Source organism: Microbacterium sp. NPDC064584, from assembly GCF_040687315.1.
Lineage (GTDB): Bacteria > Actinomycetota > Actinomycetes > Actinomycetales > Microbacteriaceae > Microbacterium > Microbacterium lacus.
In genome coordinates this window covers 12,614-33,687 of record NZ_JBFBMZ010000008.1, presented here as the reverse complement: position 1 = coordinate 33,687, position 21,074 = coordinate 12,614, and the positions used below count along the sequence as shown (strand labels likewise).

The following is a 21,074-nucleotide window of genomic DNA, read 5'->3' as shown; positions in this document are numbered from 1 at the left end:
GCTCAGGCGCCGAGCTGAGCGAGAAGCTCGACGCGGTCGGTCGTGCCCGACACCTCGGTGATCCGGCCGCGCTGCACCCGGGAGAACACGAACTCGGCGACGTTCACGTGCCGACGCGTCGGGGCGATCCCGCGGAAGACGCCGGTATGCGTCCCGCTCGCGCGAAGGTGCGCCGCGATCCGGTCGTCTTCGACGACGAGTTGGATGCGGCGCCACTGCCAATCCGGAAACCCGTGGAACAGCTCCGCCAAGTCGTCGACGAACGCCTCGGCGCCGCCGGGCAGGTGGGCACGACGCACGCCCGGATCCACGAACGTCCGGACCGCATCCAGATCGTGCCGATTGCAGGCCTCGAGGAAGTCGGCGTACCATTCCCGCAGCTCCCACGACTCCACCGGTCCATTATCCGGGGCGCCTGCAGCAGGCGTGGGCTCACCCGCAGACCTCGTACACGTAGGACGGGTTCTCGGGGGTGACCAGGCCGCGGTCCCGCAGGACGACCGAGCCCGGGGTGTCCGGGTCGGCGCAGACCGCCGCGAAGTCGAGGCCATCAGTGTCCGAGTACTCGATGTCGATCACCCGGTCGCCGTAGACCGCGGTGTACGCCGCGCACTCGGCGAAAGCGGCGCACTCCTCGGCGACCGCGAAGTCGAAACCCGCACGTGCGCGCAGAGCCGCCGCATCCTCTGCCGCGTTCTTCTGGCCCGCGGCCAGCCCGGCGTCGTGCGCGGTCGCGACGAGCCGCGCGGCCAGGGCGAGGTTCCCGCTGAGCGTCAGCGCACCGTCGCTGCGTGTGTAGGTGTCGAGGTTGTCGAATTCCACCGCGTCGAAGCCGCTGTCGGCGCACTTCCGGATCCAGGGACCGACGATCTCCTCGATTCTGCCGCGCTTCTCATCGGTGGAGGTGTCCAGGAGAGCCTCGTCCGGCCAGGACGGATCGAAGACGACCGTGTCCCCCTCGCGCAGCAAGAGCTCTGCCGGCCAGTCACCGATTTCGCCCGGCTGGGTCTGAAAGGCGTTGACGTAGCAGATCGAGTACACCCCGACGGCGGGCTCCGCGCTCCGGTCGCGGCTGACGATCGTCACCTCGGCCGGAGGGTCATACGCCCCGCCCAACTGGTAGTCGGGTGCGCCCGGCGGGGGCAGGCGGATGCCGTTGGGCGGCGCCGCGCATCCGCTGAGGGCGACTGCGGCGAGGAGCAGTCCACCCAGAGCGCGTGCGGCTGCCACCTGCTCGACGGTAGCGCACCGCACCGGCGCGGACTTCTCCCGGCCGGACCGACTCGGGATGCCGTGTCCTGCGTTCTCGAGATCTCCCGCGCACTCGGGGGCGCCGCAGCGCTCAACGCGTGAACTGGTACCGGATCTCCACCTGGATCTCGCTGAGGCCCGACAGGTCCACCGCGGCGTTCTGCTGATCCTCGACCATCGTGACCGTCCAGGACCCGCCGATGCCGCGCCCCCAGAACCGCAGGGACAGCGGCGCCGTCAGCGGCAGGTCCACGACACCACCGGGCTCAGCGACCAGGCGGGTGAACTGTGCGTCGCGGGTGCTGGTCTGCGCCTGGAGCAGCTGCACGTGCACCTCGCCGTCGCGGCGACGCTGCGTGTACACCCCGCCGTGTCGGACCTCGCACGAGATCGCCCCCGACGGGTGCTCGGCGCCCACGAGCGCGAGGCGCACGCTGCGGGTCTTCGCGTCGGCGCGTCCGGCGGGGATGCGCTCGGCATCCACGTCGAAGTCGAGACGGCCGGTGGCCACGAACGAGGCGAACTCCGCGTCGCCCGGCCGGAAGATCCGCGTGAGGACATCCTGGTCGTGAGCCTGCTGGAAGTACGCGAGATAATCCTGCTGGATGTCGATGGGCTGGAGCAGGCGACCCCAGGATGCCGTGAGCAGGCCGGCCAGCTCGGCGTCGGTGATCTGCTTCTCGTTGTAGCGCCACCATGTCTCGGGGCTCAGCATGCCGGCATCCATTGCGACGTTCTTCGTCTGAGGTTCGAGCGTGAGGATCTCGACGGCCCGCGCGGCGCGGAAGATCATGCTGTTCAGTGCGTCGGCGCCGGCCTGAGCGATGCTGATCGCGAGAAGGCCCGCCTGCCGAACCCCCTCGGCACCGCTCTGCACGGTGCGGGCCAGGTCATCGGCTTGCTGGACGAGCTGGGCTGCTCTGGCCGCATGGGACTGGGACGCCTCGATGCGCCGATCGGCGAGGTCGACCCGGTTCTGCGCGATCAGCAGCTGGTGGGCGAGCTCCGCCCCGCGGCGCACGAGGGCAAGCTGCTCGGAGTTGTCGGCGTCGGGGGGCGAGGTCAGGTTCTGCACGAGGGTGACGAAGTTCACGATCGTCCTGCCTGCCCCGATGACCGCGTCGATGCTCTTGCCGACCTTCTTGTAGGCCTCCTCGACCTGCTTCGTGTCGGCGGGGCTGCCGGCCAGCAGCGCTTTCGCGACCGGCTCCGCCTGCGCGGTGACGGTGTTCACCAGGCTCACCATCGCGGGAACGGTCGCCACCAGGCTCGTTCCGAGCGTCGGGATCGCGGCGATCACACCGACGACGGCGCTCGCGATCTGACCGACCGTGCCGATGATGTCGCCGAAGCTGAACGAGGTCTCGGCGAGCTTCGGCTTGGCGGCGGCGATGTCGGCGACCGCCTGGTCGAGTTGCTGCTGGATGAACTCCGCCTCTTTCACGGCGATGTCCTTCTCGGTGGCGCCGAGGCTCGCGTCCTTCTCGAAGCGGTCGCGCGCCAGGTCGACGAACTGCTTCTGCTGGGTGATCATGGCGGAAAGCGCCGCCTGCGTGGCGGCCGCGCCGAGGCTCTGGATGCCGTTGAACAGGAAGGCGACGTTCAGTGGGGCGAAGCGCGCGAACGCCTCGATGTAGGTCTGGAAGTCGGGCAGGATATCCAGCTCGGGTGAGAAGCCGAGCGCGTTCGCGCCGCCGCCGACGAACACGCGCGCGCCGTTCGCGTCGTGCCGAGGGATGCCGACCAGCTGGTCCTGCAACCGCAGCGCCACCGCGTTGTCGGGCTGCAGCTCGAGGCCTCGCTGCAGTTCGAGCGCGGCGCGCTCACCGCCGTCGCCGGGGTCCTCGGCGCCCGGGGTGAACCGGTGGTAGTGGAAGTCGCCCATCGCGATGCGGAACGGCGCCCAGTAGTTCGCCCAGGACGGGCCGGTCGAATCCAGCAGGGGGCGCAGGCCCGCGATGAAGTCCTCCTCGGAGACGGTGGCCCGCGCGACGGTCCCTTCCGTGCCCCAGGTGCCCGCGGTGCCGTCCTGGCCGGGGGATGCTGCGCCCGAACTGCGTGCGCCGTCTTCGCCTGCTGCCCCGCCGACCCCGCCCCCACCGGGTGCCCCGCCGGCTGTCGCGAACACGGGCTCACTGTCGTCGGCGATGCTCGTGAAAGAGATGGCGCCGCCGCTGCCGCCGGAACCGCCGTTGCCACCCCAGCCGCCATCGCCGCCGGGGGTGCCGGGGATGTCCTGGTCGGGAACGACGATGTCCTCGTACGCGTCGTCGAACGGGTCTTCCGGGGTGAGGTCGACGCGGTCGGTGTGGCCGGCGATGAACGCGCCGTCGACCCCTCGCGTGCCGTTGCCGCCGTTGCCGCCGCCGGTCGCGGTGCCGCCGGCGACGGAGATCTGCACGTTCGTCGTGCGGCGCGCGTAGATCGTGACGCTCTGGGCGTCGCCGCCGTTCTGGCCGTTGCCGCCGCCTCCGCCGGGGCGTCCGCCGGCGAGCGGCACGCCGTCGTGCGAGTACATCTCGGTCACCGTGAGCGGTACGCCGTCGGCGCCGTTGGCGCCGGAGACCGTGGCCGGTTCGCCCGATGCGTCGATCCAGTGGCCGCCTCCGTCGAAGAGGTCGGCGACGATGACGACGGGTCGCTTTGTGATCCGGAGGTTCTGCGTGAGCCGGACCTCGCGGGCGAGGAGGAAGACGGGCCCGTCGCCGGCGTAGGTCTTGCAGATCTCCTCGACGGTGCCGTTGATCTCGATGATGTCGCGGATGAGCGGGGAGGTGTAGACGAAATCGGACATGGCGCTTCCTTCGGCGTGATCGGGGATCTTGCGGAGGAGGAGTCCCCCATGGCGGTCCGTGATACCTCCGCCCGCGGCGTCGAGGTGGTGGCTCTCGCGCCGAGGTGGTGGCTCTTCCGTCGAGGTGGTGGGTCTCCCGCCGAGGTGGTGGGTCTTCCGCCGAGGTGGTGGTTCTCGCGCCGAGGTGGTGGTTCTCGCGCCGAGAATGTGGGCACCACCTCGACGCAAGTGGCACCACCTCGACGCAAGAGGCACCATCTCGGCGGCGAGGGGACCATCTCGGCGGTGGGGGAGGAGGGGCGCCACCTCGGCGCGAAACCCGTGTGGATGGCGGTGGGCGGGGTGCGGCATCCGGCAGTCTGGGGGAGTGCGGCGGATCGTGGTGTGGTGGGACGAACAACAGGTCTGGCTGTATCTCGCGGCGATCGCGCTGGGCGCCGCGGTCGGGCTGATCGCCCCTGTCGCGGCTGAACCGCTCGAGTTCGCGATCACACCGGTGCTCGGACTCCTCTTGTACGCGACCTTCCTCGGCATCCCGTTCGCTCGGTTCGGCCGAGCGCTCCGCGATGTCCGGTTCCTCGGCACGGTTGTGGTGCTCAACTTCGTGCTCGTGCCCGTCGTCGTCTTCGCGCTGAGCCGGTTCGTCGCGACCGATGAGGCGCTCCTGGTCGGTGTGCTGTTCGTCCTGCTCACGCCGTGCGTCGACTATGTGATCGTGTTCGCGGGGCTCGCCGGCGGAGCTCGCGACCGGTTGCTGGCGGCGACACCGCTGCTGATGTTGCTGCAGATCCTCCTGCTGCCTGCGTATCTGTTGCTCATGGCCGGCCCGGGTGTGCTGAGCGCTTTCGATCCGCGCCCGTTCGTCGAGGCGTTCCTGCTGTTGATCGTGCTGCCACTCGCGCTCGCCGCCCTGACTCAGGTCGCCGGCCGCATCGGCCGTCGCGTACAGGCGTACATGGCCGCGGCGATGGTGCCGCTCATGATGCTCACGCTCGCTATCGTCGTCGCGTCGCAGGTGGCCGAGGTCGGCGGCGCGCTGGGCTCACTTCTGATCGTCGTGCCGATCTTCTCGGTGTTCGTGGTGATCATGGTTCCGCTCGGCCTGGTCACCGGTCGCATCGCACGACTCGACCTCCCTGGACAGCGGGCGGCGATTTTCAGCGGAGTGACCCGCAACTCGCTCGTCGTCCTGCCGCTCGCCCTCGCGCTGCCCGCCGGCTTCGCGCTGACACCGCTCGTCGTCGTGACGCAGACCCTGATCGAGCTCGTCGCGATGGTCGTGATGGTGGCGCTCGTGCCGCGCGTCGTGCGCGCCGACTGAGGCTGGTCCCGGATGCCGATCCTCGGCATCCGGCCCGCCCTGCTGCCTGCCTCGCCGAGGTGGTGGGTTTTCTGCCGAGGTGGTGGGGTTTTTGCCGAGGTGGTGGGGTTTCCCTCGAGGTGGTGGGTTTTCCGTCGAGGTGGTGGGTTTTTTGCCGAGGTGGTGGGGTTTCTGTCGAGGTGGTGGGATTTCCGTCGAGATGGTGGGCACCATCTCGAGGGAAGATGCACCATCTCGGGGGAGGATGCACCATCTCGGCGGAAGATGCACCATCTCGGGGGAAGAGGGGCCATCTCGGGGAGCGCGAGGAGCCGAGCGCTCACACCCGCCGGGTCTCGTACGCCCACATTGCGACCTCGACGCGGTTGCGCGCGCCGAGCTTGAGCATGATGCTCGCCAGGTGCGCCTTGACGGTGCCGAGGCTGATGAACAGCTCCGCGGCGATCTCGGTGTTCGTCCGGCCACGGGCGACCGCGCGCAGGACGTCCTCCTCCCGCGCGGTGAGCGGCTCCGAGGGCACGACAGCCGCACGCGCCGAAGCGAACACCGACAACAGCCGCACCGTGACCGACGGATCGATCAGCGCATCGCCCCCCGCGGCGGCGCGCACAGCGTCGGCGAGGAGCGCCGGTCCGGCATCCTTCAGCAGGAACCCGCGGGCACCGGCCTTCAGTGCGGCATAGACGTACTCATCCAGGTCGAACGTCGTGATCACCACGATCGCGACGGGCTCGCCCGCGAGCAGCCGGGTCGCCTCGATGCCGTCGAGGACCGGCATCCGGATGTCGAAGAGGCCCACATCGGGGCGCAGCGCCCGCGCGAGGCGCACCGCCTCCTGCCCGTCAGCGGCGACGCCGACGACCTCGATGTCGGGCTGCGCATCCAGCAGCATCCGCAGTCCCTCGCGGACCACCGGCTGATCGTCGGCGAGCACCACCCGGATCATCGGTCATCCCCGAACGGCAGCCGCGCCTCGACGATCCACCCGCCGGCTCCTGGCCCCGCCGTGCACGACCCGCCGTGCAGCGCCGCGCGCTCACTCATGCCGGCCAGGCCGAAACCCTGCCCGCGTGCACCGCCGCCGCGCCCATCGTCGACGACGCGGATGCCGACCTCCCCCGCCCCGACCGTCACGGTCACCGCGATCAGGGTCGCGCCGCGCGCGTGCCGGCGGCTGTTCGTGATCGCCTCCTGCACGATCCGGTAGGCGGCCGCGCCGACCGCGGGCGGCACGGGCGCCGGGTCGCCGTGCATCTCCAGCGCGACCCGCGGTTCACCCGGCACGGCGGCCAGCGCCGGCAGATCGGAAAGCGCCGCAGTCGGCGCGAGAGGCGCGATGCCGCCCTCGCGCAGCATCCCCACCATCGCGCGCATCTCGCGGAGGGTCTGCGTGGCCTCGCCTTCGATCACGCGCAGCGCGTCGCGGGCGGCAGCAGGATCGGCGGCCCCGGTGAGGATGCCGGCCTGCGCGCGGACCGCGATCGCGGAGACGTGGTGGGCGACGGTGTCGTGCAGGTCGCGGGCGAGGCGTGCGCGCTCCTCCAGCCGCACCCGCTCCAGGCGCTGGCGCCGCGCGGCGTCGATCGTGCGGAAGATCACGCCGAGCGCGACGCATACCGCGACGACGGCGATGCCGCCGATCGTGTTCTGCAGGCCGATCGGATCGACGGTGAACGCGCGGATCATCGTCGCGGCCACGACCGCGCCGCCGAGCGCGATCGCCCGCCCCGATCCCCACCGCGCGAGCGCGTAGATGAGGATCAGCAGTCCGGCGATGACGTACGTGTCGGTGGGGCGGAGCCCTGCGAAGCCGCGGATCGTGTCGAAGACGAACAGGGTGCCGAATGCGAGGGCGGTCATCTGCCCGGGACGCGTGCGACGCCAGAGCAGTGTCGGCAGCACCGCGAGCTCGATCGCCAGGGTCGCCCATCGCCAGGGCAGGTCGGGGCGGACGAGAGCCTCGACGACGGCGAGCACGACGAGGACACCGACGAGCACACCGTCGCGCCAGACGTGCGCGGGGGCGCCGGCGGCTGCCGGCAGATCCCAGGCGGTGCGCAGCAGGCGTCTCACGGCTGCATCCTACGGTCGGTGGCGCGTCGGCGCCGGGTGGGCATCACTCCTCGATCGTGCCGTCGTGCGGATGCGGCGGCATCGGCCGAAAGGCCAGATCTGAGGCTCCGGTCCGCTCTCCGGCTCATAGGAAGCGCATAGCGGACGCCTGCGAGGCGCATGGAGAGCTCGATCAGCATGGGTGTCACGCCACCACCAGAGGAGCACATCATGGAGCGCATTCCCGAGCCGGAGAACACCCCCGAGGGCCCCGCCTACGAGGGCCGTCTGCTTGTCCGCCCCGACGACGAGGTCGTCGACCAGGGCGCCGGCTTCGACATCACCACGATGGTCAGCCGCCGCGGCGTTCTGGGCCTGGTCGGCCTGGGGGCAGGTGCGCTGACCCTCGCCGCGTGCAGTGCGACGGCATCCACGGGCACCTCCGCGACCGCGACGGCCACCACGACGCCGACCTCGTCCGCCGCGCCGAGCGCATCCGCCACGACCGAGACGCCGAGTCTCACGCTCGCGACCACCGAAATCGCCCAGGAGACGAACGGCCCGTACCCGGCCGACGGCAGCAACGGGGTGAACGTGCTGGATCAGTCCGGCATCGTCCGCAGCGACATCCGCACGAGCCTGGACGGCGGGGCGACCGCGGCCGGCGTCCCGCTGACGTTCACCTTCACGCTGAGCGACCTCGCCAACGGCAACGCCCCGCTCGCCGGCGCAGCCGTGTACATCTGGCACTGCGACGCGCAGGGCCTGTACTCGATGTACTCGCAGCAGATCATCGACGAGACCTACCTGCGCGGCATCCAAGTGGCCGACGCGAACGGCCAGGTCACCTTCACCACGATCGTGCCCGGCTGCTACATGGGCCGCTGGACGCACATCCACTTCGAGGTGTACCCGGACGCGGCTTCCGCGATCAACGTGTCGAACCAGATCGCGACGTCGCAGGTCGCCTTCCCGCAGGACATGCTCGACCAGGTCTACGCACTCGCCGAGTACGACGGCTCGGCGAGCAACCTCGCCTCGCTCGGCGGCATCGACAACGACAACGTGTTCGGCGACGGCTACGCCACCGAGATGGGCACGTTCTCGGGCAGCACGTCCGCCGGCTACATCGGCAGCCTGCCTGTCGCGATCGACCCGACCACGACCGCCGCCGCCGGCGGACGCCCCTGAACCGCACGCACAAGGAGACCCGTCATGTTCGCAAACCTCACCGGCTGGCACGCCCTGATCGGGCTCGCCATCGTCCTGCTCATCTTCGGCGCGACCAAGCTGCCCGGACTCGCCCGCAGCCTCGGGCAGTCGGTGCGCATCCTCAAGGAGGAGTCGAAGAACGACGAGCCCGCGCCCGGCACGATCGCGATCCCGGTCGTCGCTCGCCCCGACGCCTCTCGCCCGTCATGACCACCGCCACCGCCGTCCGCGGCACGATGCCCCTGACGCGCCACGTCGCCGAAGCGCGCACGCGTGCGATGCGCGCGGCGGTGGCGCTCGCGATCGGCGTCGTGATCGGCTTCGTCTTCTCGGAGCAGATCCTCGAGGTGCTGCGCGCCCCGATCGAGCAGATCGCCTTCACCCGCGAGGCGAGTCTCAATTTCGACAGCGTCACCGGCGCGTTCGACCTGCGGCTGAAGATCGCGATCTTCACGGGCATCGTCGTCTCGAGTCCGGTTTGGCTGTTCGAGCTGTTCGCGTTCGTCTCGCCCGGGCTCACCCGGCGCGAGCGGCGCCTCACGTTCGGCTATTCGGGGGCGGCGCTCGCGCTGTTCCTCGGGGGCTGCGCGTTCGGCTTCGCCCTGTTCCCGCACATGGTGCAGCTGCTCACCGGGTTCGCCTCCGACGCCGACAGCACGATCCTCAACGCCGGCTACTACGTCGACTTCGTCCTCAAGGTCGTCGTCGCGACCGGGGTCGCGTTCGTCCTGCCGGTCATCCTGGTGCTGCTGAACGCGCTGGGAGTCGTCTCGGCGGTCACCCTGCGGCGCGGCTGGCGCTGGATCGTCGTGGTGATCGCGGTCTTCAGCGCGTTCGTGACCCCGGCCGCCGACGTGATGTCGATGTTCCTGGTCGCCGTCCCCATGGCGGCCCTGTTCGGCGCGGCGCTGCTGATCACGCACCTCCACGACCGACGGATGCTGCGCCGCTCCGACCCGATCCGTTCCGACACCCCGCAGGGGAGCGCCTACTGATGTTCGGTCTGACCTTCGAGAAGCTCTTCTTCATTCTGCTGCTTGCGGCGATCGTGATCGGTCCGCGCCGGCTGCCGGAGTATGCCGGACAGCTCGGGCGCGGCATCCGTCGCCTGCGTGCTTTCGTCGACGGCGCCCGCGACGGTGTCACGGAGACGACGGGCGTGCCGATCGACCAGTGGCGGAACGTCGACCTCAGTCGGTACGACCCGCGCCAGATCATGCGGGACGCGCTCGCCGACGACCCGGTGGCGAAGGGGCGAGCGGATGCCGCGGCTCCGGCAGTCGAGGGTGACAAGTCCCCGGCCGTCGAGCTCGACCAGCCGCCCTCGCCCGCCGAGTCGCCCTCGCCTGCCGAGCCGCCTCCCTCGATCGCGCCCCTCTCCGCGCCGCGCGCGCCGGCCTGGACGGATGCCGAGATCGCCGCCGTCCGTCCGGGACAGCGTTTCGTCATCGTCGGCGGATCGGCGCACCCGCGCCGGATCGCGATCGTCGACCTCGCCGAGGATGACCCGGTGCGCCGCGCGGCCGAGGCGGACGACCCCGCCGTCGCGGTCTAGCGACGCGGCGTTGCACGGCGGATGATCGCTTCGGCGACCGCGAGGTTGAGCACCCAGCCCAGGGTCATCGCGAGGGTCTTGCTCGTCGCATCGAGACCACCGGTCAGCATCCACGGCAGTGTCGTGAACACCTGGGTGCCGGCGGCGATGCCGATTGCGTAGGCCCGGATCATCCACGCGCGGTGCGCGGCGAACTCGCGGCGGCGCACCGAGACGAGACCGAGCACGAGCGCGGCGATCATCGCGAGCCCGAACACCCACCGCACGAGCGGCAGCAGGCCGCCGTCTGTGGCGGGCAGGTCGTACACCGCGGTCATCCACAGACCGGATGCCGCCCCCACGAGCCCCGCCGGGATCAGCACGCGGCCCGCAAGCCGGTGATACCGAGGATGCCGCTGCCGCAGGCTCGGCACGAACTGGAATGCGCCGAGCACGAGGTAGGTCGTCGCGCCGACGATGTGCAGGGTTACGGGGAGGGGGAGCGCGAAGAACCGGGCGTTTTCGGGCGTCACGTCACCGCCGCTCGCGAGCGACGTCAGGCGCAAGGCCCCGGCGAGCACGGGGACGGCGCTCAGCAGCAGGAGCGACGTCGGGATGAGCCACTCTCGGCTGCGCCGAGCGCGGGGTCGGGCAAGAGGCGGGGTGATCGTGCGGGTCATGAACCGATGCTCGCTGCGGGGACCGGGCGACCGCATCGGCCGAACGGCCAGGATTCAGTCGGCGAGGGCGGCCTCGAGCGCCGCGAGACGGGTCGCGCGGTCGCCGGTGATCTCGATCACATGCGTGGTGGCGGGGATCAGATCGGGATCGTCGAGCAGGTCGAGGAGGGCGGCATCCATGGCCTCGCGCAGGTCGGGGTCTTCGTCGTCGCCGACCCAGATGCGGTCGGCGGAGCTGAGGGGGAGCACGGCGAGCAGGTCGATGTGGCGCAGCGCGCTCGCCGTGAGCTCTCGGGCCCGTTCGATCACCTCGTCGGAAGCGGTGCCCCTCCCGAGCTCGTCGAGGGCGAGGAGGTAGGCGAGGAAGTCCAGCGGCGATCGCTCGGCGATGAACGTGGGGGAGTCGTTCTGCTCGAGCCGGTCGGCGCTGGCGCGGAGTTGCCGCAGGAGCATCCCCGGACCGGGCCGATCATCGCTCTCATCGATGAGTTCGAACGGGTCGGGCATGACCTCGACGTCGCGGTGCGCGGCGGCGAAGTCGGAGATCAGGGTGCTCTTCCCGCTGGCGTGCGTGCCCGAGATCGCGATGCGCATGGGGCACTGTAGCGCGCGCGGAGTCGGCGGTTGCGGGGTCCCGCCGCTACGGTGAGATGAATTGACGTTCGGGGAGCGTGGCCGTGGGCTATTTCATCGTGGTTCTGCTGCAGACCGTGGTGCTGCCGATCGTTTCGGGAGTCATCGAGCTCGCCGTCGTCGGCGGCGATCCGGTGCTCGTATTCGGCAAATGGTTCGTGTTCTGGGGCGTGGGGACGCGGCTGTTCCTCGCCGGGATCGTCCAGGTGTCGGGCCGGGCGAGCACCGCGCAGATCCTCGGCGCCACCGCGACGACCGGTGCCGAGCGGCAGCTGACCGCCGAGCTCGGCACGGCCAACCTCGCGATGGGCTTCGCCGGACTGTTCGCCCTCGTGCCGGGGTGGGCGCTGCCCGTGGGTCTCGCGGGCGGGCTCTTCCTGCTCATCGCCGGCCTCATGCACGTCGCCAAGAAGGACAAGAACGCGAAGGAGACCCTCGCGACCTGGACCGACCTGGTCGTCGGCCTGGCCGTCGCCGTGCTCGCCGTGTACACACTGGTCCGCTTCCTCGCATAAGGGTTCCGGATGCCGCACCCCCGTGTCAGGGTGCTGTCATGAGCAGCAACGCAGAGCGCTTCCTGGCAGGCTACCTCGACGCCTGGGAGACGAACGAGGTGGACAGCATCCGGGCGCTTTTCGCGCCGGACGCGACGTATCGGGGCAGCCCCCGCGATCTTTCTCCTGCCGTCGGCGTGGACGCGATCGTGGCGCACTGGCTCGAAGAGCGGGACGAACCGGACACGTGGTCGTATGAGGGCGAGGTCGAGCTCGAGACCTCGGGCGCCGCGGTGATCCGGGGTGTCACGACGTACACCGAGGGTCCGAAGACGAGCGTGTACGACAACGTGTGGCTCGTGCGCTTCGACGACGCGGGCCGGGCGAGCGAGTTCCAGGACTGGTGGTTCCAGCGGAAAGAGTGACGGGCCCCGCGCTGTGCGCGAGGACCCGTCGAGCTTCAATCGCTGTCGGCTCAGCCCTGGAGGCCGAGGGCGAAGCGGACGGAACCGTCCTGCCCGAGCTCCGCGTCGAGGACGCGGTCATCGAGCGCGGTCGTGGCCGTCTGGTCGAGGAACACGCGTGCACCTGCGCTGTCGACCACGGTGTCTTCGGGCTCGGGGGCGGGCGCCACGCTGAGCTCGAAGCCGTTCTGCTGGCCGGTGTCGCGGATGCGGACACCTGCGTCGTCGCCTCCGGAGTTGTTCGAAACGATCGTCTTGACGGCCTCTTCCGCGGTGTCGGTCATGGTGAGCATGGTTGCTCCTTTCCGTTGTGCGGGCATCGAGCGGGCCACGATTCCGAGATTGCGGACCGTCCGCAACCCCTGTCGCTCACTCACACGGGATACGGAGGTTCGCTTGTCTCGATCTGGGTGGCGCTGGTTGCTCGGCTAAACTTGCCGAGCCAGCCTCTGTAGCTCAATGGAAGAGCAGTTCCGTCCTAAGGAAACGGTTGGGGGTTCGAGTCCCTCCAGGGGCACAGCTTTTTTTCGCTCCTGACCTGGGATTCCTTCTGTGGTCTGACCACAAGAATGGCGCTTTTGCCCGTTTTTTGCCCGCATTTCTCAAACTCTGGGCTCGCCAACAGACCGCTCCACGGCCCTTCGTTCGGCGCCGAGGAACGGCGAAATGAAGCATTTCGAGCGGCTTGTGGCCCGTGGAAAAACTGAGCAATCTGCTCTCCGCGACTACTGCAGTCGTTGCGGCCGCGCGTAGCGGGTCTGCGGACCCGATGGCAGCGCCACCAACGGCATCTGCTCGTTCAGTCGCGTGGCGACTTCGTCCAGATCGTCCTCGAAGAGATCGGCGTACGTGTCGAGTGTCATCGCGGCCGACGCGTGGCCGAGCATCCGCTGCACGGCCTTCACATTTGCTCCCGAGCTGATGGCGAGGGACGCGGCGGTGTGACGGAGGTCGTGTGGAGTGAGCCGCGGAATCGATGCATCGATTTCCTGCGCCCGCCGGACCGCATTCGCGAACCATCCCTTGTTGCCCGAGTTGCGCATGTGATTGACCCCGTCACCGAATAGCAGACCATCCGGGCCCTTGCCGGCGCATGCCTGCTCGATCATTGGGGCGAGGCGCTCGGGGTAGGGGACCGAACGGCGTTCCTGCGTTTTGGGCGTACCGACGTGGATCTGGTAGGCAATCATGACCGCGTTCTCCTCGATCACGAACCGCCGACGCAGCCGGTTCACGCTGCGCACCCGCAACCCCGTGGCCTCTCCCCACCGGAGTCCGCAATAGGCGAGTGTGAGGACGAGCGTCGGGTAGGCGGAGCACGCCGCCAGCGTCGCCACCTGATCATGTGTGAGGTAGATGCGTCGCTTGCCCGGACCGTGCCGAGGAAGATTGCGCACGTTGCGCGCCGGATTGCTCGCGAGGCGCCGATCGTCGATCGCAACGTCGAGAATGCCGGCCAGAATCCCCAGCGCGCGAAGGACTACCGTGCGCGACTTCTGCGTTGCGAGCTCGGACACCCAGTCCTGGACTTCTGAGCGCCGGATAGACGAGATCTCGCGGTCGGCCCAGGCGGGAGCGACGTGGTTCTGCCATGCCCGCTCGAGCGTCATGTAGTACGAGGGCTTCGACATCGGCGGCTGCTTGGATCGCAGCCAGCTGTCCGCGAACATCCGGACGGGAACCCGCGACGAGGACGGGTCGATGTACTCGCCCTTCGACTTCGACACCGTGACCATCGAGAGGTAGAGCTTCGCTTCACGCATGGTCGTGAACCCGCGCTTCTCCGCCTCGGTGCGATCGGGCTTGCGATAGCGCACCCGATAGCGGCGGCCTTTCGCCGTCTCGTACGGGGTGACGTAGCCCATCTCGACCTCCCTTCAGTTGGCTCGATGGTCAGTATCGGCCTAGTGTCGGACACCGGTCGGCCGTCGTCAATGCGACCGACGTGAGATGTGGATAGATGGCGTAGACCGTCGCCAAATGGCATCGGGTTGACGGGCGCCTCCCTCCGACGCCGAGAGTGTAGCGATCGGACACGCCTCCGTTCTCGCCCGCTTACTCCTTGCAGACTCCGCGCTATCGCGCTCCGCTTAGCAGCCGTTCGCCGTCGAGCACTTCGCCAAGACCGATCGCTGGGACGGCTGATTGTCGAAGGAAGGCGGGGACCGGGGTCTCCGTCACCCGTTGTCGCAGGTTCTAGAGTGAGTTCCGTTGTCTAAACGCCATGCTGGGAGTTCCTTGCTCAACCACGCCACGTTCATCTGGAATGCCGCCGACATACTGCGAGGCACGTACAAGCAGCACCAGTACGGCGATGTGATCCTGCCCTTCACGGTGCTGGCGCGCCTGGACGCGGTGCTTGCGCCGACCAAGCAGGCCGTGCTCGCCGCGACCGAGGAGTTCGGGCCCGACGACGAGCCGTCGCAGGCGATGCTGCGGGCGAAGGCGAAGCATCCGTACTCCTTTTGGAACCGCTCGCGACACGACCTGAAGTCGCTTCAGGGCGACCCCGACAACCTCGAGAAGAACCTGCGCGACTACGTGCAGGCGTTCTCGCCGAACGTGCGCGACATCTTCGAGAAGTACAAGCTCGACGACACGATCATCGACCTCGCGTCGCACGACCTGCTGTTGCAGGTGCTGCAGCACTTCGCCAAGGCGAACCTGCATCCTGACGCGGTGAGCAACGAGCACATGGGCCACATCTTCGAGGAGCTCATCCGCAAGTTCGCGGAGGCGTCGAACGAGACGGCGGGTGAGCACTTCACTCCGCGTGAGGTGATCGAGCTGATGGTGTCGCTGCTCGTCGACAGCGACGAGAGCCTCGCGACGCCGGGGATCGTGCGCGAGGTCTACGACCCGACGGCCGGAACGGGAGGGATGTTGTCGGTCGCCGCCGACCGTATCCACGACCACAATGCGAAGGCGCAGGTGAACCTGCTCGGGCAGGAGATCAACCCCGCGTCGTATGCGATCTGCAAGGCCGACATGGTCGTGAAGGGCCAACCCATCGAGAACATCGTCCTCGGCAACACCCTGACCGATCCGGCGTTCGAGGGCCGCACGTTCCACTACGGACTGTCGAACCCGCCGTTCGGGGTCGACTGGAAGCAGTACCGCTCGCAGATCGACACCGAGCACCGGGTCGCGGGTTTCGCTGGGAGGTTCGGGCCGGGGCTGCCGCGGGTGTCGGACGGGTCGCTGCTGTTCCTCATGCACCTCGTGTCGAAGCTGCGCGAGCCGCAGCTCGGTGATCCGAACGCCGTCGCGGGGCGCGGCGCGATCGTGCTGAACGGGTCACCGCTGTTCACCGGCGGCGCGGGGTCGGGAGAGTCGAACATCCGCAAGTGGATCCTCGAGTCCGATTACCTCGAGGCGATCGTCGGCCTGCCGACCGACATGTTCTACAACACCGGCATCGCCACCTACGTATGGGTGCTGAACAAAGACAAGCCGGCCGCGCGGCGCGGCAACGTGCAGCTCATCGACGCGACCGGCATGTACGACAAGATGCGCAAGTCGATCGGTTCGAAGAGACGGATGCTGTCGAAGGATCACATCCGCGAGATCACGCGCGTGTTCAGCGCGTTTGAAGAGTCGAAGCACTCCAAGATCTTCCGCACGACCGACTTCTTCTATCGGACGATCACCGTCGAACGCCCGCTGCGTCTGAACTACGCGCTGTCAGAGGCGCGGATCGAGAAGGCGCTCACGTCGCGTGCGCTGTCGAAGTGGGATGCCGCGCAGCTCACCGTGGTGCGGTCGGCGCTGCTCGCGTCGGCGGCCGGCGACGCCGGTGAGCAGGTCGACACGTCTCTCGCCGCGTTCACCACCCGCCTCACCGTGATTCTCAACGACGCGAGCGTCACGCTGTCCGCGGCTCAGCTGAAGACACTCGTGTCGGAGCTTGGCGAGCCGGACGACGAGGGCGAACTCGTCATGTCGGCGGGCAAGCCGATGGCGGATGCCTCGCGCCGTGACACTGAGAACGTGCCGTGGGACGACGACATCCACGAGTACCTCGAGCGCGAGGTGAAGCCGTTCGTGCCAGATGCCTGGATCGACGAGTCGAAGACGAAGGAGGGCGCCGAGATCCCCTTCACACGCCACTTCTACGAGTACGTGCCGCCGCGGCCGCTCGAGGACATCGACCGCGATCTCGATGAGGTGCTCGGCCGGATCCGGGCTCGGCTGGAAGCGGTCAAGGGGTGAGCGAGTTGCAGCTGTTCGCGCCCAATGCGATGCGCGCAGTGGAGCATCGCGGCTGGGGCGTGCGACCGCTCAAGTTTCTGTTTCGCAGAGGCAAGGAGCTCGGCGAGGGTAGTGAGACGTTGCTCTCTGTCTACCGCGACCACGGCGTCGTCCCGAAGGACAGCCGCGACGACAATCACAACCGGGCGTCGGACGACCTGACGAAGTATCAGTTGGTGCGTCGCGGTGACCTGGTCGTGAACAAGATGAAGGCCTGGCAAGGATCGGTAGCGGTCTCGAGCCTCGACGGCATTGTGAGTCCTGCGTACTTCGTCTACAGTCCCCTCGCTGGTATTGAGAACAGGTACGCGCACTACCTCCTGCGCACCCGCGACTACTTTCGCTTCTACTCCGCGATCTCCGTCGGCGTTCGTCCCGGACAGTGGGATCTGGACCCGGTGGCTTTCGATCGCATGCCTGTGCTGTTGCCTTCGCTGCGTGAGCAGCGGCAGATCGCGGACTACCTCGACCACGAGACCACCGAGATCGACGCCTTCATTGCAGACCTGAACGCCTTGACTGCGCTCGCGAACACGCGGCTGGTCGCTCAAATCGATCGGCTGACGGCCCAGCCAAGCTCGACCGATGGTAGTACCGACACTGTTCCCCTGTCGCGAGCGCTTCCGGAGCGTGTGGACTACCGAGGTGCCACCCCCACGAAGGTCGACTATGGCGTGCAGCTCCTGACGGCGCGAAACGTGAAGATGGGTTGGATCGACTACGAGACGTCACGAGAGTTCGTAGCCGAGGACGACTACGCCGCAGTCATGTCGCGCGGCTTGCCGCGGCGAGGTGACATTCTCTTCACGATGGAGGCACCCTTAGGGAATGTGGCGCTTGTAGACCGTGAGCGTGTCGCGCTTGCCCAGCGATTGGTCAAGTTCAGATCGGCTCCCGACGTCGATCCGCAATTTCTCTGCTTCGCGATGCAATCGGCCGCGTTCCAGAATCAGCTTCGATCCTTCGCCACCGGATCGACTGTGCTTGGGATTAAGGCGAGCAAACTTAGTCAATTGCGATTCAACGTGCCGATTATGGAGACCCAGCTTCGAATTGCAGGGCTTCTGCGGGAAGCGCAGGAACGATCCGACCTCTTGGGCGCTGATATCGGCGCCGCGATCGCACTCGTGAAGGAGCGCCGCGCGGCGCTCATCACCGCCGCCGTCACCGGCCAGATCGACGTTGCGGCGAAGCGGACGCCCGTGGTCGACAGCATCCAGTCCGCCCTCGAGGAGGCGCGATGAGCACGCTCTATGCCGAGACCGAGTTCCAGAAGCTCATCGTGCAGCACCTCGCCGACCACGCGTGGGAGGTCGGCACGTCTGATCGCTACGACCGTGAACGTGCGCTGTATCCGGACGACGTGCTCGCGTGGCTGGCGCGCGACGACGAGAAGAACCTCGGCAAGATCGTCAAGAGCGACGATGACGCGAAGGGGCGCGAGCGCATCCTGAAGCGCCTCGCCGACACCCTCGCCACCGACGAGCACCACGGCGGCGGCACCCTCACCGTGCTGCGCAAGGGGTTCGACGTCGTCGGGGCAAAGCGGTTCCGCATGCTGCAGCAGCCGCCCGCGGACGACCGCAACCCGACGATGTCGGCGCTGTATGAGCGGAACATCCTGCGGGTCGTGCCTGAGCTGCGCTACTCGACCAAGAAGGACGACCGCCTCGATCTGGCGTTCTTCGTCAACGGCATCCCGGTGGCCACCGTCGAGATCAAGACGAACTTCGCGCAGAGCCTCGCGCACGCGATCACCCAGTACAAGCACGACCGCCATCCGCAGGGCGAACCGCTGCTGACGGCCGGGCGCGGCGCGCTCGTGCACTTCGCGCTCACGCAGGACGAGATCGCGATGACCACGCGGCTCACCGGAGAGGCGACCTCGTTCCTGCCGTTCGACCGTGGCAACAACGGGGGAGCCGGAAACGCCCTGAACGGCGACAAGCCGCGCACAGCCTACTTCTGGGAAGACGTGCTCGATCGTGACGCGTGGCTGACGATCCTGACGAAGTTCGTCTACACGAACCACGAGAAGCAGACGGATGCACTCACCGGCAAGGTGACCTATCGGTCGCAGATCCGTTTCCCTCGTTTCCATCAGTGGCGCGCCGTCACCGCCCTCACCGCCGCCGCCCGGTCCGACGGACCGGGACACAAGTACCTGATCCAGCACTCGGCCGGCTCGGGCAAGACCGACTCGATCGCGTGGACCGCGCACCGCCTCGCCTCGCTCCACACGCCGGCAGGCGAGAAGGTGTTCGACTCCGTCATCGTGATCGCCGATCGGCAAGTGCTCGACCGGCAGCTGCAGGATGCCGTCGACCAGCTCGTCACCGCCACCGGCACGTTCCAGGCGATCACCCGCGGGTCGGAGGGGTCGAAGACCGCGCAGCTGGCCGAGGCGCTGGCCACCGGCATCCCGATCATCGGCGTCACCCTGCAGACGTTCCCTCATGCGCTGAAGCAGATCCGCGAGAAGGGCGGGGCGCTCGCCGGCAAGCGCTTCGCGGTGATCGCCGACGAGGCGCACTCGTCGCAATCGGGGGCAGCCGCCGGCGCCCTCAAGACGCTGCTCTATCTCGGCGACGCGGTCGACGTCGACGACGACGAACCCGGCGCCGACCAAGACGCCCTGGTCGCCATGGCAGCGCACGCCGATACCGACCACCGACTCAGCTTCTTCGCGTTCACCGCTACCCCCAAGGCGAAGACCCTCGAACTCTTCGGCACGCCCGGACCCGACGGTAAACCCCGGCCCTTCGACCTGTACTCGATGAAGCAGGCCATCGAGGAGGGGTTCATCCTCGATGTGCTGCGCAACTACACGACTTACGAGATGGCCGCGCGGATCGCGAAGAGGGGGACGGATGCCGCAGCATCCGACTCCACCAGCACCGTCGATGGCGATGAGATCGACGTGCGCACGGGCACGCGGGCGCTCATCGGGCTCGTCGAGCTGCACCCGACGAACATCGCCTTGAAGGTGTCGGAGATCATTACGCACTTCCGCGAGATCGTGCAGCCGCAGCTCGGCGGGCGCGCGAAGGCGATGATCGTGACCTCGTCGCGGGCCGCCGCGGTGCGCTACGCGAGGGCGTTCGAGAAGCTCGCCACCGAGCGCGGACTGCCGCTGCGGGCGCTCGTGGCGTTCTCGGGCGAGGTGCCCGACCCCGATGTTGCGGCGCTGCCCGGGGTCACCCCGCCGTCGGTCACCGAGGCATCCATGAATCCGACCTTGAAGGGGCGCGACCTCGCCGATGTGTTCGCCCAGCCCGACCACCACGTGCTGATCGTCGCGAACAAGTACCAGACCGGGTTCGATCAGCCGCTGCTGGTCGCGATGTATGTCGACAAGCAGCTCTCGGGGATCGCCGCCGTGCAGACTCTCTCGCGGCTCAATCGCACGATGGCGGGCAAGACTGAGACGTACGTGCTCGACTTCGTCAACGATCCGTCGATGATCCAGGCCGCGTTCCAGGAGTACTACGAGGATGCCCGGGTCGAGACACGCTCCGACCCCGACCTCGTCGCGAACCAGCTCAACAAGCTCGACGCGGTCGGCATCTTCACATGGGCCGAGGTCGATCAGGTTTGGTCGGACTGGACTGCCGTCTCGAGCACCCCGGGCGCGGTTCACAACGCGCTCTCGGCGCACCTCGACCCTGCGGTCGATCGGTTCAAGACGCGATGGCTGGCATTGGCGGATCATGAGGAGGAGCGCGAACGCCTAGTCGACTTCCGCGCCACGCTCGCCCAATACGTGACCTCGTACGCCTTCTTCTCACAGGTGGTGCACTTCGGCGACCCGCGTTATGAGAAATTTTCAGTGTTCGCCGACCTGCTCGGCCGGCGAATTCGGGCTCTGGATGCCGGCGGCAGCGAGATCGTCGACGTGTCGGACGTCGTGCTCACGCACTACAAGCTCGAGAAGCTGAAGCAGGAAGACATCGCGCTCGCATCCGGCGAAGCCGACGGCCTGCGCGGCGTGACAGAGGCCGGCATGGCGAAGCTGCGCGAGAAGGAGCGCATGTCGACGTACGAGCTGATCGAGAAGGTGAACAAGTACCTCGGCGACCTGGCCGCGAAGGACGAGCACAAGGTGGGTGTGATCGAAGGACTCCTGATCGAAGCCGTCGACGATGCCGGGCTCGCCGAGCAGGCGCGCAACAACACTAAGGTCGACTTCTCGAACTCGCCGGCGTTGCAGGTCGTGCTCGAAGACGCCTTATGGTCACACGAGACCGCGAGCGCCGAGGTGCTCGCCGCCATTCGCAAGCTCGAGCCTCGGCAGCTCGTCGAGCTCGTGCTCGACTTCGGCCTGTATGAGCGGCTGCGGGAGCGGCCAGCGGGCTAGCGGGCTTCGCCTCGCTGCGCGTCAGCCCCGC

The 21,074-nt window shown here is 68.2% G+C and carries 19 protein-coding genes and 1 tRNA gene; 11 read left to right on the top strand and 9 right to left on the bottom strand.

Going from position 1 to position 21,074, the window contains the following annotated elements; all coding sequences use genetic code 11:
• Nucleotides 1-2 precede the first annotated feature (2 nt).
• The 3 genes from AB0P18_RS12040 to AB0P18_RS12030 all read right to left on the bottom strand — a co-directional run bounded on the left by AB0P18_RS12040 (nucleotide 3) and on the right by AB0P18_RS12030 (nucleotide 4,045).
• Nucleotides 3-395: an ester cyclase gene (locus tag AB0P18_RS12040; protein ID WP_363360226.1), complete on the bottom strand. Its 393-nt coding sequence runs from the start codon at nucleotides 393-395 to the stop codon at nucleotides 3-5.
• Nucleotides 396-432: 37 nt separating this feature from the next.
• Nucleotides 433-1,230, bottom strand: a complete 798-nt coding sequence (locus AB0P18_RS12035; protein ID WP_363360225.1) for an endo alpha-1,4 polygalactosaminidase — start codon at nucleotides 1,228-1,230, stop codon at nucleotides 433-435.
• Nucleotides 1,231-1,342: 112 nt separating this feature from the next.
• Nucleotides 1,343-4,045 (bottom strand): hypothetical protein, encoded by a 2,703-nt coding sequence (locus AB0P18_RS12030; protein WP_363360224.1) that lies wholly within the window; start codon nucleotides 4,043-4,045, stop codon nucleotides 1,343-1,345.
• Between the two features lie 367 nt (nucleotides 4,046-4,412).
• Here AB0P18_RS12030 and AB0P18_RS12025 point away from each other — a divergent pair, with 367 nt between their 5' ends.
• The gene (locus AB0P18_RS12025; protein WP_363360223.1) at nucleotides 4,413-5,366 is read left to right on the top strand and encodes a bile acid:sodium symporter; all 954 of its coding nucleotides are present in this window, start codon (nucleotides 4,413-4,415) and stop codon (nucleotides 5,364-5,366) included.
• 319 nt (nucleotides 5,367-5,685) lie between these two features.
• On the opposite strand, the gene AB0P18_RS12020 is transcribed toward AB0P18_RS12025, so the two are convergent.
• Nucleotides 5,686-6,312, bottom strand: coding sequence for a response regulator transcription factor (locus AB0P18_RS12020; protein WP_363360222.1), 627 nt, complete (start codon nucleotides 6,310-6,312; stop codon nucleotides 5,686-5,688).
• Nucleotides 6,309-7,439, bottom strand: coding sequence for a histidine kinase (locus AB0P18_RS12015; protein ID WP_363360221.1), 1,131 nt, complete (start codon nucleotides 7,437-7,439; stop codon nucleotides 6,309-6,311). The genes AB0P18_RS12020 and AB0P18_RS12015 overlap by 4 nt, the downstream gene beginning before the upstream one ends.
• 210 nt (nucleotides 7,440-7,649) lie before the next feature.
• On the opposite strand from AB0P18_RS12015, the gene AB0P18_RS12010 reads away from it, so the two are divergent.
• The 4 genes from AB0P18_RS12010 to AB0P18_RS11995 are packed head-to-tail and all read left to right on the top strand — an operon-like array spanning nucleotide 7,650 to nucleotide 10,185.
• Nucleotides 7,650-8,609: an intradiol ring-cleavage dioxygenase gene (locus AB0P18_RS12010; RefSeq protein ID WP_363360220.1), complete on the top strand. Its 960-nt coding sequence runs from the start codon at nucleotides 7,650-7,652 to the stop codon at nucleotides 8,607-8,609.
• A 24-nt stretch (nucleotides 8,610-8,633) separates the two neighbouring features.
• Nucleotides 8,634-8,840: a twin-arginine translocase TatA/TatE family subunit gene (locus AB0P18_RS12005; protein ID WP_363360218.1), complete on the top strand. Its 207-nt coding sequence runs from the start codon at nucleotides 8,634-8,636 to the stop codon at nucleotides 8,838-8,840.
• Entirely contained in the window at nucleotides 8,837-9,625 is a 789-nt protein-coding gene (gene tatC / locus AB0P18_RS12000; protein ID WP_363360217.1) for a twin-arginine translocase subunit TatC, read from the top strand. The genes AB0P18_RS12005 and tatC overlap by 4 nt, the downstream gene beginning before the upstream one ends.
• Nucleotides 9,625-10,185, top strand: coding sequence for a twin-arginine translocase TatA/TatE family subunit (locus AB0P18_RS11995; protein WP_363360216.1), 561 nt, complete (start codon nucleotides 9,625-9,627; stop codon nucleotides 10,183-10,185). Before tatC ends, AB0P18_RS11995 begins: the two co-directional genes overlap by 1 nt.
• On the opposite strand, the gene AB0P18_RS11990 is transcribed toward AB0P18_RS11995, so the two are convergent.
• Nucleotides 10,182-10,844, bottom strand: a complete 663-nt coding sequence (locus AB0P18_RS11990; RefSeq protein WP_363360215.1) for a DUF2306 domain-containing protein — start codon at nucleotides 10,842-10,844, stop codon at nucleotides 10,182-10,184. The two genes, AB0P18_RS11995 and AB0P18_RS11990, sit on opposite strands and share 4 nt — an antisense overlap.
• 54 nt (nucleotides 10,845-10,898) lie before the next feature.
• A complete protein-coding gene (locus tag AB0P18_RS11985) occupies nucleotides 10,899-11,438 on the bottom strand; it encodes an AAA family ATPase (protein WP_363360214.1) in 540 nt (179 codons plus the stop codon).
• Nucleotides 11,439-11,521: 83 nt separating this feature from the next.
• Here AB0P18_RS11985 and AB0P18_RS11980 point away from each other — a divergent pair, with 83 nt between their 5' ends.
• Nucleotides 11,522-11,992, top strand: coding sequence for a hypothetical protein (locus AB0P18_RS11980; protein WP_363360213.1), 471 nt, complete (start codon nucleotides 11,522-11,524; stop codon nucleotides 11,990-11,992).
• Nucleotides 11,993-12,030: 38 nt separating this feature from the next.
• Nucleotides 12,031-12,396, top strand: a complete 366-nt coding sequence (locus AB0P18_RS11975) for a nuclear transport factor 2 family protein (protein ID WP_363360212.1) — start codon at nucleotides 12,031-12,033, stop codon at nucleotides 12,394-12,396.
• Nucleotides 12,397-12,446: 50 nt separating this feature from the next.
• On the opposite strand, the gene AB0P18_RS11970 is transcribed toward AB0P18_RS11975, so the two are convergent.
• Nucleotides 12,447-12,728: a Fe-S cluster assembly protein HesB gene (locus tag AB0P18_RS11970; protein WP_363360211.1), complete on the bottom strand. Its 282-nt coding sequence runs from the start codon at nucleotides 12,726-12,728 to the stop codon at nucleotides 12,447-12,449.
• 152 nt (nucleotides 12,729-12,880) lie between these two features.
• Between AB0P18_RS11970 and AB0P18_RS11965 the strand changes: the two genes are divergently transcribed.
• Nucleotides 12,881-12,952 (top strand) — tRNA-Arg (locus AB0P18_RS11965).
• Nucleotides 12,953-13,160: 208 nt separating this feature from the next.
• Here the strand turns inward: AB0P18_RS11965 and AB0P18_RS11960 are convergent.
• Nucleotides 13,161-14,300 (bottom strand): tyrosine-type recombinase/integrase, encoded by a 1,140-nt coding sequence (locus AB0P18_RS11960; RefSeq protein WP_363360210.1) that lies wholly within the window; start codon nucleotides 14,298-14,300, stop codon nucleotides 13,161-13,163.
• 373 nt (nucleotides 14,301-14,673) lie between these two features.
• Between AB0P18_RS11960 and AB0P18_RS11955 the strand changes: the two genes are divergently transcribed.
• Genes AB0P18_RS11955 through AB0P18_RS11945 form a run of 3 tightly spaced genes read left to right on the top strand, consistent with a single transcriptional unit; the run spans nucleotide 14,674 to nucleotide 21,043 of the window.
• On the top strand, nucleotides 14,674-16,647 hold the full coding sequence (locus tag AB0P18_RS11955) for a class I SAM-dependent DNA methyltransferase (RefSeq protein ID WP_363360209.1): 1,974 nt from the start codon (nucleotides 14,674-14,676) through the stop codon (nucleotides 16,645-16,647).
• Nucleotides 16,644-17,930 carry a restriction endonuclease subunit S gene (locus tag AB0P18_RS11950; protein ID WP_363360208.1) on the top strand — a complete coding sequence of 429 codons (1,287 nt, stop codon included), beginning with the start codon at nucleotides 16,644-16,646 and terminating at the stop codon, nucleotides 17,928-17,930. The genes AB0P18_RS11955 and AB0P18_RS11950 overlap by 4 nt, the downstream gene beginning before the upstream one ends.
• The gene (locus AB0P18_RS11945; RefSeq protein ID WP_363360207.1) at nucleotides 17,927-21,043 is read left to right on the top strand and encodes a type I restriction endonuclease; all 3,117 of its coding nucleotides are present in this window, start codon (nucleotides 17,927-17,929) and stop codon (nucleotides 21,041-21,043) included. Before AB0P18_RS11950 ends, AB0P18_RS11945 begins: the two co-directional genes overlap by 4 nt.
• Nucleotides 21,044-21,074: the final 31 nt, after the last annotated feature.

Bases quoted from the DNA above. Each gene is read 5' to 3' on its own strand.
- AB0P18_RS11960 (WP_363360210.1), bottom strand. From the start codon at position 14,300: ATGGGCTACGTCACCCCGTACGAGACGGCGAAAGGCCGCCGCTATCGG.
- AB0P18_RS11985 (WP_363360214.1), bottom strand. From the start codon at position 11,438: ATGCGCATCGCGATCTCGGGCACGCACGCCAGCGGGAAGAGCACCCTG.
- AB0P18_RS11975 (WP_363360212.1), top strand. From the start codon at position 12,031: ATGAGCAGCAACGCAGAGCGCTTCCTGGCAGGCTACCTCGACGCCTGG.
- AB0P18_RS11995 (WP_363360216.1), top strand. From the start codon at position 9,625: ATGTTCGGTCTGACCTTCGAGAAGCTCTTCTTCATTCTGCTGCTTGCG.
- tatC (WP_363360217.1), top strand. From the start codon at position 8,837: ATGACCACCGCCACCGCCGTCCGCGGCACGATGCCCCTGACGCGCCAC.
- AB0P18_RS12020 (WP_363360222.1), bottom strand. From the start codon at position 6,312: ATGATCCGGGTGGTGCTCGCCGACGATCAGCCGGTGGTCCGCGAGGGA.
- AB0P18_RS11970 (WP_363360211.1), bottom strand. From the start codon at position 12,728: ATGCTCACCATGACCGACACCGCGGAAGAGGCCGTCAAGACGATCGTT.
- AB0P18_RS11945 (WP_363360207.1), top strand. From the start codon at position 17,927: ATGAGCACGCTCTATGCCGAGACCGAGTTCCAGAAGCTCATCGTGCAG.
- AB0P18_RS11990 (WP_363360215.1), bottom strand. From the start codon at position 10,844: ATGACCCGCACGATCACCCCGCCTCTTGCCCGACCCCGCGCTCGGCGC.
- AB0P18_RS12010 (WP_363360220.1), top strand. From the start codon at position 7,650: ATGGAGCGCATTCCCGAGCCGGAGAACACCCCCGAGGGCCCCGCCTAC.
- AB0P18_RS12030 (WP_363360224.1), bottom strand. From the start codon at position 4,045: ATGTCCGATTTCGTCTACACCTCCCCGCTCATCCGCGACATCATCGAG.
- AB0P18_RS12005 (WP_363360218.1), top strand. From the start codon at position 8,634: ATGTTCGCAAACCTCACCGGCTGGCACGCCCTGATCGGGCTCGCCATC.